At 40.5% G+C, this 12,221-nt stretch carries 12 protein-coding genes; 6 read left to right on the plus strand and 6 right to left on the minus strand.

The window, feature by feature from the left end:
• The first annotated feature begins 89 nt into the window (after window positions 1–89).
• Both QXR92_05625 and QXR92_05630 read left to right on the plus strand, forming a co-directional pair.
• On the plus strand, window positions 90–638 hold the full coding sequence (locus QXR92_05625; protein MEM0319478.1) for a nucleoside-triphosphatase: 549 nt from the start codon (window positions 90–92) through the stop codon (window positions 636–638).
• A 53-nt stretch (window positions 639–691) separates the two neighbouring features.
• Window positions 692–1,864, plus strand: a complete 1,173-nt coding sequence (locus QXR92_05630) for a hypothetical protein (protein MEM0319479.1) — start codon at window positions 692–694, stop codon at window positions 1,862–1,864.
• A 144-nt stretch (window positions 1,865–2,008) separates the two neighbouring features.
• Here the strand turns inward: QXR92_05630 and gatE are convergent, their stop codons facing one another.
• The 4 genes from gatE to QXR92_05650 form a co-directional block, all read right to left on the minus strand.
• Window positions 2,009–3,937: a Glu-tRNA(Gln) amidotransferase subunit GatE gene (gatE, locus tag QXR92_05635; GenBank protein MEM0319480.1), complete on the minus strand. Its 1,929-nt coding sequence runs from the start codon at window positions 3,935–3,937 to the stop codon at window positions 2,009–2,011.
• A gap of 10 nt (window positions 3,938–3,947) precedes the next feature.
• Window positions 3,948–5,282, minus strand: coding sequence for a Glu-tRNA(Gln) amidotransferase subunit GatD (gatD, locus tag QXR92_05640; GenBank protein ID MEM0319481.1), 1,335 nt, complete (start codon window positions 5,280–5,282; stop codon window positions 3,948–3,950).
• 117 nt (window positions 5,283–5,399) lie between these two features.
• On the minus strand, window positions 5,400–6,308 hold the full coding sequence (locus tag QXR92_05645) for a hypothetical protein (protein MEM0319482.1): 909 nt from the start codon (window positions 6,306–6,308) through the stop codon (window positions 5,400–5,402).
• Between the two features lie 25 nt (window positions 6,309–6,333).
• Window positions 6,334–7,038 carry an acetate--CoA ligase family protein gene (locus tag QXR92_05650; GenBank protein ID MEM0319483.1) on the minus strand — a complete coding sequence of 235 codons (705 nt, stop codon included), beginning with the start codon at window positions 7,036–7,038 and terminating at the stop codon, window positions 6,334–6,336.
• Between the two features lie 140 nt (window positions 7,039–7,178).
• Here QXR92_05650 and QXR92_05655 point away from each other — a divergent pair, with 140 nt between their 5' ends.
• The gene (locus QXR92_05655; GenBank protein ID MEM0319484.1) at window positions 7,179–7,445 is read left to right on the plus strand and encodes a hypothetical protein; all 267 of its coding nucleotides are present in this window, start codon (window positions 7,179–7,181) and stop codon (window positions 7,443–7,445) included.
• Here QXR92_05655 and QXR92_05660 read toward each other — a convergent pair.
• Window positions 7,442–8,602: a winged helix-turn-helix transcriptional regulator gene (locus QXR92_05660; GenBank protein ID MEM0319485.1), complete on the minus strand. Its 1,161-nt coding sequence runs from the start codon at window positions 8,600–8,602 to the stop codon at window positions 7,442–7,444. The genes QXR92_05655 and QXR92_05660 overlap by 4 nt on opposite strands.
• Before the next feature lie 533 nt (window positions 8,603–9,135).
• Between QXR92_05660 and rsgA the strand changes: the two genes are divergently transcribed.
• The gene (gene rsgA / locus QXR92_05665) at window positions 9,136–9,963 is read left to right on the plus strand and encodes a GTPase RsgA (protein MEM0319486.1); all 828 of its coding nucleotides are present in this window, start codon (window positions 9,136–9,138) and stop codon (window positions 9,961–9,963) included.
• Here the strand turns inward: rsgA and QXR92_05670 are convergent.
• Window positions 9,960–11,099 (minus strand): zinc metalloprotease HtpX, encoded by a 1,140-nt coding sequence (locus tag QXR92_05670; protein MEM0319487.1) that lies wholly within the window; start codon window positions 11,097–11,099, stop codon window positions 9,960–9,962. The two genes, rsgA and QXR92_05670, sit on opposite strands and share 4 nt — an antisense overlap.
• A 205-nt stretch (window positions 11,100–11,304) precedes the next feature.
• Here QXR92_05670 and QXR92_05675 point away from each other — a divergent pair, with 205 nt between their 5' ends.
• Together QXR92_05675 and QXR92_05680 are read left to right on the plus strand one after the other, a co-directional pair.
• Window positions 11,305–11,910, plus strand: coding sequence for a 2-oxoacid:acceptor oxidoreductase family protein (locus tag QXR92_05675; GenBank protein MEM0319488.1), 606 nt, complete (start codon window positions 11,305–11,307; stop codon window positions 11,908–11,910).
• Window positions 11,907–12,221 (plus strand): 4Fe-4S binding protein, encoded by a 315-nt coding sequence (locus QXR92_05680; protein ID MEM0319489.1) that lies wholly within the window; start codon window positions 11,907–11,909, stop codon window positions 12,219–12,221. The genes QXR92_05675 and QXR92_05680 overlap by 4 nt, the downstream gene beginning before the upstream one ends.

Raw genomic sequence — 12,221 nt, forward strand, 5'->3', positions numbered from 1 at the left:
GTTCTCTCTCATTTATATACTAAATCCTCAATTCAAGTGAGGAAAAGTCTAAGGAGCAGTCATTTCATTCTACGGTGATTAAATTGGTTGTGAAAATATTCATCACAGGTCCTCCTCGCTCTGGAAAGACTACGCTAATAAGAAGACTTCTCTCATTCATGAATGAGCACAATATATCATATTCTGGATTTTTCACTCCAGAAATTAGAAAGAATGGCTTCAGAGCAGGTTTCCAGCTCGTCTTCCTTCCATCTTGGAGAACAGTAGAGCTGGCTTCAATAGAGAAAAAACCTGGATATGAAATGAGGCATGGAAAGTATTGGCTAAATCCAGCAGCTGGAGGAGAAATTTTATCTGCTCTGAGCTCCGCTATTGAGAGTAGCAGCGTCCAGGTCATTGTCATAGATGAAATAGGCCCTATGGAGCTTGTATATCACAAAGCAGAAGAAGCCTTTTTGGAGGCAATTATTTCAGATAAGAATCTTCTTTCCACATTTCACATTTCATTGAAATTTCGCAGTCCAAGACTATATGCAGAAATAAAAGAAAAGGGAAATATAATAAACCTCGGCGAGATGGAAGCAGAGAAGGCATATTCAGTTGCCTCAACCCAGCTTAGTTCATTAGGGAGGCAATGAGAGCATTTGTAAGAACATCTTCAGCTCAAACTCAAAAAGGGGAAAATGAATTGATGGAGAAAATAGCGAGGGAGGGAAAAGCGCTATTTTTCATTCCAATTTCTCCCTCATTCATGAGACGGGATGGAAAAATAGAACCTTCTTGGATGCCTTTCTTCTACAATCCATATTCTGTGCTTAATAGAGATCTGACAGTTCTAGCAATTAGGGCCTACCGCAGGAAAGAGGGAAGAATAAGGACTTTTGTTGAACCTCTTTCAGGTATTTGTGTGAGATCTATCAGAGTTCTTCTGGAAGCATCTGAAGAAGAAACAATGGCCTACGCTTCAGACATAAACCCACTAGCAATCGAACAGTGCAGAAGAAATGCAGAGCTAAATCATCTTCGAACTAGGATGTTTGCAGAGAGAAACGATGCTAGACTCTTCCTACTTTCACTTGATAGCAACGGCGTTCCAGTTGACTCCATTGACATAGATCCCTATGGAAGTCCAATATACTATTTTGAATCTGCTCTTAAGGCCATTGGAAAAAAGGGAATAGTGAGCGTAACTGCTACAGATCTAGGCGCTTTAACAGGAAGGTACAAAGATGTAGCTCTCCGAAGATATGGTTCCAATCTAACAAGAACACAGTTTTCAAGAGAAGTAGGAACTAGAGTTCTCATAGGATCCTTTGTTCGCACATCTTCATATTTGGATAGAGCAGCTCACCCTCTTTTCTCTTTTTACCATGAGCACTTCCTCAAAGTGCTATTTCTTGTTAGAAGGGAGAGAAATGGAGCTACAAGAGCAATGGAGAAACTGGGCTACTTATGCATAAATGAGGAAGGGGGCATCTCTTCAATCATCAACTTGAACGATTTTGGAACAGATGAGTGCAAAAAAGCAATAGGGCCTCTCTGGATAGATAACATTTGGAATGAAGAATTTACTGAGCAAATGAAGAATGAGCTGAAGGACTCACAATATCTTTCTAGTGAATTGAAGAGAACCCTCTCTTTGATAGAAAGAGAAATCAAAGTAAATTCCATCGGCTACTATAGAATCGATGAAGTGTGCTCAGCGATGAGAAAAAACATTCCCCCCTTCTCAGTCTTGATAAACGAACTGGAGAAAATGGGATACAGGGCTTCACGAACACATTTTGATAAAAGGGGAATTAGAACAAATGCTCCACTAGAAGACCTGAAAAGGGCAATTGAAGAAGCTTCAAGCAGATTATAATGATATAGGGCAAAATCTTGAAAAAAATTCGAAGCAGAAATTTGACAAAAAGTTTTTTCTGCATTGAGAGAAAATAACATTGAGCGGATGAGGTAGGGAAAAATCTGAATGGTGAGGAAAAGGCATTTGTCCGACGCTCGGTTATTACTTATTTTCTCCAAGCATTTTCCTGAGCTCCTCATCTATCAATCTTGCAACGAGCTCTCCAGGAGCTTTTCCTCTCAACTCCCTCATTGCCAATCCCATCAAAACGTTTTTCGCCTTTCTTTCCTTCTCCCTAATAACATTCTCATTCTCTCTAATTATCCTTCTAACAAATGCCCTCACTTCCTCCTCGCTCATACTCAGAAGTCCTGCCCTCCTTGCAAGCTCCATTGGGTCGCTTCCAGGTTCCTGTGCTAGAAGCTTTACAAGCTCTGGGAGTCCCTCCTTAGTTATCTTACCATCAGCCAAGAGCAGGAGAGAGTCCAAAAGCTCCTTCTCCCCAACTCTTTCTACCGGTACTCCCTCCCTCTTCAGAGAGATCATGTGAACCATGAGAAGTGAAGCAACAGTGGTAGCATCAACCTTTCCATTTAACCTCTCAATAAGCCTTTCAAAAAGCTCCTGTTGCTCTCCTCCAACAAGCCTTTCAGCTAAGCTTAGGCTCAGGCCTAGGTTCTCCACGTAATACTTCAACTTCTTTTCTGGGGTTGGGGGGCGAAGTGATTCAGCCTCTCTAATTATTTCATCTGTGACAACAATAGGTGCTATATCCGTCTCCGGATACATTCTCGCAGCTCCCGGCTGGGGTCTCATGAATTTGCTTGTTCCGTCGGGAAGAACAGCACGTGTTTCTTTTGGAACCCCCTCTAGAGCCGCTTTAATTCGTTCAACAGCCGCTTTAAGTGAGCGAAGAGCTTTATTCTCTTCATCTACAATTAAGATGAAGCTGTCCTCGCTTGGATTCCCCCCTATAGTTTCATAAATTTTTTCAACCTCTTGCTCTGTTATTCCATATCCAGGTAGCTCATCTCCATGGAATAAACCCATGACATCCCCATAGAATCTAGCATAATCGGCCAGTTCAGTTCCAAAGCGTCTATTCGGTTGAAGCTCATACTTTAGTAGCCCTTTGAATTTACGTAGAAGCACAGCGTATGCTTTTCCTCCTGGCTTTGATAGGTTCTTTTCCACTATTTTGCTCTTTGACTCTTTTAGTATATGTGAAACATCGATTGGAACGAATGAAATTTCTCCCTTATTTATTCCTCTCTTCCTCATCTCTTCTCTTAGCTCAAGAAGTCTCATCTGTCTAAGTGCCTCATATGCGATAGCCTTTGGAAGCAGTTCCAGCTCTTGGACTCCTTTTATCTCTACTTTTTCCCCTCCCTCTATCGAAACGTTAAGATCTTGCCTTATGCTTCCGATTCCTCTCCTGACATTTCCAGTGAGCCTGAGAAGAGTGCCTATCCAAGAAGCAACTTCTTGTGCTTCCTCTGGACTCTCTATGTCTGGAGCAGTCGAAATTTCTATCAAGGGAATTCCAAGCCTATCAAGAATATAGGAAGTTCTATCTCCTTTTTCCTCTCCTTTTCTAGCGGCATCTTCTTCAACACAAATGGTCTGAATCTTATGCTTTTTCCCCTTTACCTCGAATTCCCCTCCTATGGAAACAAGAGCAGTTCTCTGAAAACCTGTTGTGTTCGAACCATCAATGACAATCTTTCTCATCACATGAATTTCGTCGACGGGTGTTGAATTAAGAGCCAGGGCTATGCCAAGAGAAATTTTGATAGCTTCCAAATTCATCTGATGAGGCGGCTCTTCATCTGCCTCAACCAGACATGATGCTTGTCTTGGGGCATGATACTCATAGCTTTTTCCTTTCTGCCATTCAAAATAAGCAGCTATGTCCACTTCTCCAAGCTCACTTCTTGTTGGTCTCAATCTTCGTTCGAACACCTCCTCTTCTCCGCCTTCTATTAATACTGCAGGACAGTTGCAGAATAGCTTTCTATGCGTGTGGAGTTGCTGATGAATTTCCAATCCTACTTTCAGTCCCAGCTTTTTCCAATCAATAGCATTTTCCATTTTCGACACCTCAATCATGCTTCCACTTGGGGAAATAGGAAGGAAGCTCCCTATCTTCGATCTCTCCAGCAATATTTTTCAACAGAACTTCCTTCACTTCTTCATCTCTGAAGTTTCCGAGAGCCCAAGAGAGCTTCACCAGAGCTGTTTCAGGTATCATGTTCCCCAGTCCAATTACTCCAGCTTTTAGTAGAAGCCTGCCCGTGCTGTACACATTTAGGTTAACAGAACCAAAAATGCATTGAGAAGTCATAACAACAGTAACTCCTTTTTCCACTGCATTCTTTATACCTTCAATGAGCCCCTCATTTACATGACCTAGTCCAGTTCCCTCAATTACTAACCCCTTAATACCTCTTTCTACGAGGAAATCTAAGATTTCACTTCTCATACCTGGATAGAATTTCAGAAGTGCCACCCTGTCGGAGAAGTGCAGCTTCACTTCTTCCTGGGGATACTCTCTTTTATTACCGCACTTTCTAGCATCATTCCTCAACTGAACAATTTTGCCAGAATAGGGATAGATTTTTGCTATTGGAAGCGAGGAGATGCTCTGGAATGCATCTCTCCTACTCGTATGCATCTTTCTCACTCTTGTCCCCCTGTGAGCTAGGGCATACGTATCACCACTTTCCCCATGCATTACTGCAGCAACTTCACATATGTCTGCGCTTGTGTATATAGACCCAGCTATTAGGTTGAAAGCTGAATCGCTGCTAGGCCTATCGCTGCTTCTCTGAGAGCCCAGAATAGCTACAGGAGAGGGTATCTTACCAAGCGCAAAGCTTAAGGCTGCTGCTGTATAGCCAAGAGTATCTGTTCCATGAGTTATAACCACTCCCTTTTCAGGATCATTCTTTAGAATCTCGTGAACATGACGTGAAATGATTTCCCAGTGCTTGGGTTCCATATTTTCACTGAAAATGCTCATTAGAATCTCGCTGGAAATTTCCGCTATTTCTCCCAGTTCGGGAATCATCTCCAAGAGCTCCTCAGTGCTGAGGACTGGTGTTACTCCTCCTGTAATGTAATCAATTTTGCTTGCTATTGTACCTCCAGTTGCTATGATGTGCACTCTTTTGCCTCTCTTTTTTCCTCCCGCAGGTGCCTCAAGCTCAAATCCTTCAGCTCTTACCCTTTTGCCTTCAGGAAGCTCCTCCACTTTAAGTATGTTGTTAATTTTTATTCCTACATTGTAGCCATTGTCAAGTTTTATAGTCACATAGCCAGGATCGAAAATCTCATATCTTTGTAACACCAGACCCTCAAGAACTAAGCCATTCTTTGTCTCAATTTTTACTCTTTTCCCAGGAACAAGCAATGAGTCTTTCTCAGCTCTATCCAAACTGAACCCCTCTATTCAATACTGCTCTCCTCTAACATAATTTTTTGAACTAAATATTATCAATGCTCTACTTGAAGAAAAAAGATTCGAAATAGAATTGATTGAATTGAGGAAGAGCTATTTTTTCTGCATCTCTTCCGAGCTATCTTCTGTGCCGCTGTAGAGAGCTATTAAATCTTCAAAGGTGATCCTTCCCTTTGTCTTAAGCTTCTCCTCGGCTTCTTTTCTTTTCTTCTCTAAAATTTCACTCTCTCTCTTCTTGTAGATGCTCTCTCTTATTGCAGCGCTTCTTTCCTGAAGCTTCTTGAGTTCCTCATATTTCTGATCGATCTTTTCCTTCAGAGAGTTCAGAGTACTGCTCTTCTCTGTTATCTGCTTCCCCAGTTCATTTATTTTTGGAGAGATCTCATCCATCCTCTCCGAAAGCTCTTTTAGCTTCTTTCTTACACTATCCAGCTGTGCTATTTTCCCTCTCATCCTCTCCTTGACATCCCTCATCTTTATCTTGAGGCTTGCTAGCTCTGCCTTCAGTTCCATGTTAACTGAATCAAGTTCCTTGGCCTTCATCAGCTTCTCATATAGCTGTGTTAACCGCTCTATTTCTAGCAACAGCTTTTTTTCATCCTCTACTGAAAGAGGTGTAGTTTGCTGTTTCCAAGTAAGCTGATCGATCTTCCTTTTCAGTGCGCCTAGAGAAGTCCTATTTCCATCCTTTTCTGCGCTCAGTTTAACTTCATTGTTCTTCCTCAACAGCTCTGCTATCTCTTCGTACCTCTTGTTTATTTTCTCCTTCTCCTCTTTGAGTTCTCTCAGCTCAACCAGCAGCTTATTCTTTTCCTCTCTCTGTTTTTTTACCTGGGCTGAAATTTCCTTGCTTTTTTCGATTAGATTCGCTCTTTCTCCTCTCAGCTCTTGAAGTTCTTGAATGAGCCTCATTCTTTCTTCCTTGAGCTTAACTATCTCTTCCTTCAGCTGATGAATTTGATCGCTGATTTTTTCGAGCTCTTCTGAGGCAGTTGATTCCATTACATAGGTACACCTTTTCCGCTATTCACATATTGAGAATAAATCTCGCATCTACTGCGAATGCACCTTTATCGTAAACTATAACAGGATTTATGTCCATTTCCTTCAGCTCTTGATTCTCGTAAATGAGTTTAGCAGCCTTCACAATTATCTCAGCTATGGCTTTCTTGTCCTTAGGTGTATCTCCTCTATATCCTTCTAATAGGCTTTTTGACTTGATTTCGTCAATCATATCGAGAGCCTCTTTTTCTTTCAGAGGAGCTATTCTGAATGAAACGTCTCTGAAAATTTCAACAAAAATTCCTCCAAGTCCGAACATTATTGTGGCATCAAAAACAGGATCCCTTATTCCTCCTACTATTACTTCTATTCCTCCTTTTGGTAGCATCTTCTGTGCTAAGAAGCCTGCTATCTGAGCGCCCGGCTTATTCTTCTCCACGTTTTCCTTAATCTTATTCACAGCATTTTTCATTTCCTCTAGGCTGTTAATTCCTATAATGACTCCGCCAACATCTGACTTATGAACGATATCAGGAGATACTATTTTGAGAACAGCTGGGAATCCAACCTTTTCTGCTGCTTTTACTACATCTTTTTCATCTTTAATGAAAAAATAAGGAGCTACGGGTATATCATAGGCCTCAAGAAGGGCCATAGATTCATGTTCAAGAAGCTTTTTTCTACCCTGTTTTTTTGCCTCAGCAATTATATCCTTAACCTTTTCTGACATTCGTTATCCCTCTAGCCAGATCTAGCTTGAGTTCCATTTTAAAGCTAAAAATCGTTTTTCTGTTCTTCATCAAGGAATAAAATACTTTTGCCCCACCTTTTTTTAGGGTTTTTTCAGAATATTTTTTTGTGGTGAAGCGAGTGAGTGATAACGATGCTATAGCAATAAAAAGAATTTTAAAAGCTCTCCATGAGAAAGGAGCTGCTAATGCCGGAGATATAGTTAATGCTACAGGTCTTCCGAGATACTATGTATTAGCAGCTTTTCAGATTCTTCACGAGCTCGGTTACATAAACCTAATCTACAGCAAGGGGTCACACAAAGTATATGAGATAAGTGAAAGGGGAAGAGAATTTCTCGAAGAAAAAATTGAGGGATCTCATGAGGAAGAAAAGGCAGAAACCTAATATTTCAGAAGCTCAAGAAACTTCTGCTTCATTACGTCCATCAACTGCTGATCTAAATCCCATTCCTTCAATTCTCTATTATACGATATAAAAGGAATTGTATAGGATGCTACCGAGTTCTTATTTAGTATTCCAATGAAATAATTTTTCCCCAGAATTTCCCCAAAAATTTTATGCAGATGCTTATCCAATTTCTCCATATCCTCGTTTTTAATCATAAAAAGCACAATGTAGTCAGCGGTTCTTGAGTTATATAACATGGAAATAAATTCCCAAGTTTTAGAAATGTATCTGGCAACTATACGCAACAGAGAAACGCTTTCAGCCTTTCCCTTTATTATGATGATGAGATTTGCTGGGTCGTTCAAATTCATTGTCCTTCTTTTCAATGAATTGCCCTCAATTATTCTTTGTCCGATTAGATGGGTCTGTAAATGCCTATTTACTTTACTTACGCTTATACCTAGAGTTCTAGCTATCTCGCTCATCGAAGTAAGTGAATTATTTTGTAGCTTTGCAAGGATCACTATATCAATGAGATCTATATGCTTCAGCTCTTGCTCTCTTCCTATATCATCCTGGTTGCTTACGTTATTTGTTTTTTCGATATCCCCCATAATCTTATTAAGAACGTTTTTCCATCTTTTTTCTCTGTCATTGTATAAGGCATCCTCCCTTAAATCAAGATTATCATATACCGTAATATCGAACTCTATTACTTCTTCTATCTCAGGCAGACCATTTTTCGTGAGAAGTTTAATGAAGTTTTCCCTCACATCGATGTTGAACGGTGTATAGAAGAGAGCAATTCCCCACGGCCTCGGTAAATTTACATTGCCTCTCCATCTGAGAATGTATGAGAGGTTCTCGTCCAATCCCTTTATTCTAGTCTTTGAATCGAGCAATATTGGTTGTCTAAAGAAGATCCCAAGCGTTGAAAGGCCAACCTTCCTCATATCGAAGTTTGTTCTGAACCCCAAACCAGCTTTTTCCAGCTTTTTCAGCCTTCTCCTCACATAGTCCTCAGTTACCCCCATTTCCTTTGCAACATTCCTTATCTTAATTGGGGGAAGTTGATGCTTCATAGCGTTAATTAGCTCAATTATATCATAGCGTGATGCTATCTTTTGGGGATCCTTGCTGATTTCTCTCCTCATACTATCAACAGCAACCGCCATATAAGTTTAAATAGAAATTATGTTTTTTCAAATAAAAATTTTACTTTCTTCAGAACTTCCAAGAAAAGATCTCCTTTTGCAAATCTATGATCCTTAATCAGCAAAAATATAACAAACCTCATCCAAGATGATGACTTAAGCTTAAACTATTTTTGGTATCTTGCTACTTTCTAAAAATAAAAACAGCTATGACTGCATCAAATAAAGCTCTTCTCATTGTAGTTGAAAAAACTTGAGAAAAATTTTAAAACCTCTTTCAATTTAGAAAGCTATATCATCCCTCTCCCAGTTGAGCATCCCTTTTCCCCTCCTAAATGCTTTTAAATGCGCGATCGGAGTAATAGCAGGCTCGAAAACACCCGCATTATGGGCGGGTGATCCACGCTTTGATACTGCCAAACATAGCACCAAACAATAAAATGCAGAAAATGCACTTTGGTTTTTCTTCAATGAAAAGAAAAAACTATGATGCATTTTTTTCATTATATGAAAAATAGATAGGTGAAAATGATTTGTATAGTAAGCGGAACATGAAAGGCATCGCTTTACTTCCAGCAGCAAGAATTAGAAAAATAATAAATGAAATCTGCTATATTATTGAGGTCGTAGATGCTATAAATCCCGAAGGAACAAGATCACTCACACTTGAAAGAATTATTGGAAAATATAGAAAGCCATTTATTCTTGTTCTAAATAAAATCGATCTTCTTCCAAGAAAAGCGAGAGAGGCTTGGATTAATTATTATAAATCAAAGGGAATTGATCCCATTCCTGTTTCAGCAAAGAAGGGCAAAGGAAAAAAAGAACTAATTGATGCAATTCTCTCTCTTGCGGATAAATGCGAAGGAAAGAAGGCTATCGGCATGGTATGTGGAGTTCCAAAGACAGGCAAGTCATCCATAATCAACATGCTGAAAAAGAAAGAGTCCGCTCAGACAAGCCCATATCCTGGGAAGCCTGGATATACAAAATCGATAACATTATACAAAATCACAGGAAACGTATACATTTATGATTCCCCGGGCATATTCCCAGATCCAAGAGATCCCATAGAGAAAATCATTCGCTCCAGATCTCCTGAGAAGATAGAGGATCCAGTGAAGCCAGCAATCAGTATATTGAAGAGCGCAATATCCTCGCGACCTGAAGTTATAGCAGAGCTCTATGATTTAGAGAGCTTTACAACAGAATATGAAATTCTCGAAAAAATAGCAATAAAAAGGGGATGGGTTGAGAGGATTTCCAAGGATCCCTTAATAGATCTTGCAGCTGTCAGGGTTATAATGGACTATCTTAGCGGAAAGCTCAGAGTTTATAGGCTACCTCCCACAAGCCTTTAAATCTTTGAGATCTCTCTTCTCAGATTTTCCAGGAATCTGAGCCTCTTCGGAGTGGATGGGTGTGAGCTGAACAACTCAAGGAAAGCACTCTCCTTCTTCTTCATTAGCTCCTCTACAGCCGCATCTATATCTATATCTTTGGGGGGAACATAGGTCTTTCTTCTATTAGGGAACCAATACTCTGAAGGCTCAAAGGCGAATCCCCCTGTCATTGATATGAAGTAATTTACTATAAATAGCATCGCTGCTGATTTGTTGATCTCTTCCCCCATTCTCGGATTGTTCTCGTAAATCAGCGTGAGCCTAGCCAAACCTCTCTGCAACAACCGCGGATTTCCAGTGAGCTTTGCACTGAAAGAATCAGCAAAGTATTCCCTTAATCTGCTGAAATGCGTAACTAGAAACTGGAATAGAAAGCCGGCTACAAATAAAATTGCTCCTATTGCCACATAAAGGAGAGGTCCATTGCTTCTCTCTCTCCCATTACCAGCCAGCCAACCCCAAGTTAACAACATCCTTCCTAAGAAGAAAATAGCAGAAGGTATTAAGCTTATTGCCAAGAGTGCAGCAACATCCCGATGCTTCAGATGTCCTAGTTCATGTCCAAGAACGGCCTCTATTTCCTCTCTAGGGAGGAGATTCAGGAGTCCTCTTGTTACAGCAACATAGTTTCCTGAAAGTGGTGCTCCAAAGGCGAAAGCATTTGGAGCAGAAACTTCAGCTATTAAAACTCTCGGAGCCTCCTTCAGACCAGCCTTTTTGCTTAGGTCAGCAACAGAATTAACGAGCCAGACTTCCTCGCTCTTTGGGGTCCTTGTATGATAAATTGCTTTGATAAGTATAGGGCTCATTAGCCACTGAAGCACCATGAAAATGGCAACAAGAGCTACTGTTGAATAGAGCCAGTCTGCTCCCAATCCGAAATACGCCCCTACAAGATATATTACTGCTATGCTCCCCATGAAAGTCACTACAACTGTTGTGAGCATTGATGCTTTCAGCCCCATCAATGACTTTGGTGGGCCTCTCACTATTTTGTCGGCAGAGACAGCCAAAATACCAATAATGACAGCAGCTAGCAGCGAAGCCAATAACATACCGAACATTAAGAATGTGGGAGAGTATATGAGCAGCATTTTATTCCCCTTGGTATCGTCTTCTTTTTTTAATATTAGAAAGCACAGACAGTTATAAACTTATACTGAAGTTCACTGTCCACATTAACAGAGTTTATAATTGTACGCATGCGAATATATACTATCAACCTATTAAACGATAAACAATTTTAAAAAATAATTGATAAAACGAACAATGATTATAAAAAATTTTGAGGTGCCGTTCTTGTCGAATATTAACAATGAGGAAATGATAGAGATAACCTGGTTAGGAAGAGGGGGACAGGGTGCTGTTACAGCGGCAGAGCTCTTAGCAATTGCTGCTATAGGAGAGGGAAAAGCAGCCGTTGCTATTCCAGAGTTCGGAGCAGAGAGAAGAGGGGCTCCAGTGAGAGCCTATAACAGGCTTTCCTCCTCTATGAAGGAGCTTCCAAAAACCCCCATAGTTTCCCCAAACATTCTGGTAGTCATAGATCCAAGCTTGGTAACAAAGGCAGAGCAGTATGTTAATTTTGAGAGATTGCGCTATGTAGTTTCCAATACAAGCATGTCCAGAGAGGATCTAAATCGCTTCTATGGTGGGAGGCTCTCCAATAAGGAGATATTCACAGTTGATGCATCTAAGATTGCTCTAGAAATATTCGGAAGACCCATTTACAACACCATAATGCTAGGAGCACTTGTGGGTTCAATCCCGCTTGTTAAAATTGAGAACCTTGAAAACGTCATAAAGAAGAACTTTTCCGGAAAACTCGTTGAATTGAACATGAAGGCCGTCTCTTCAGGTATAAACATGGTGAAGAGAACAGTTTCTGCAGGTGGTGGAATTTGAAGGAATTTAAGAGCTGGAAGGATTATCCCATCGGAGGAATCATTAGTGAGCCAGGAAGCACTCTTGAATTAGACGTTAGTGGATGGAGAAACGAGAGGCCGCAGATCGATCAGGAGAAATGTATTAGGTGCAGAATATGCTGGATTTTCTGTCCAGATGCTGCTATTATAGAAGAAGAAAAGCCATACACGACTAAAACAGGTAAGAGCTATAGGCTCACATACAGCGTTGATTATGTTCATTGCAAGGGCTGTGGTATATGTGCTCAGGAGTGCCCTGCCAAAGCTATACAAATGATTCCGGAGGTGTGA

This window comes from Fervidicoccaceae archaeon (assembly GCA_038734945.1).
Classification (GTDB): Archaea; Thermoproteota; Thermoprotei_A; order Sulfolobales; family Fervidicoccaceae; genus ARK-14.

What these genes read in the sequence shown, in the direction of transcription:
- QXR92_05660 (MEM0319485.1), bottom strand. Translation starts at nt 8,602, where the DNA reads ATGAGGAGAGAAATCAGCAAGGATCCCCAAAAGATAGCATCACGCTAT.
- QXR92_05645 (MEM0319482.1), bottom strand. Translation starts at nt 6,308, where the DNA reads ATGGAATCAACTGCCTCAGAAGAGCTCGAAAAAATCAGCGATCAAATT.
- QXR92_05650 (MEM0319483.1), bottom strand. Translation starts at nt 7,038, where the DNA reads ATGTCAGAAAAGGTTAAGGATATAATTGCTGAGGCAAAAAAACAGGGT.
- gatE (MEM0319480.1), bottom strand. Translation starts at nt 3,937, where the DNA reads ATGGAAAATGCTATTGATTGGAAAAAGCTGGGACTGAAAGTAGGATTG.
- QXR92_05670 (MEM0319487.1), bottom strand. Translation starts at nt 11,099, where the DNA reads ATGCTGCTCATATACTCTCCCACATTCTTAATGTTCGGTATGTTATTG.
- QXR92_05630 (MEM0319479.1), top strand. Translation starts at nt 692, where the DNA reads ATGGAGAAAATAGCGAGGGAGGGAAAAGCGCTATTTTTCATTCCAATT.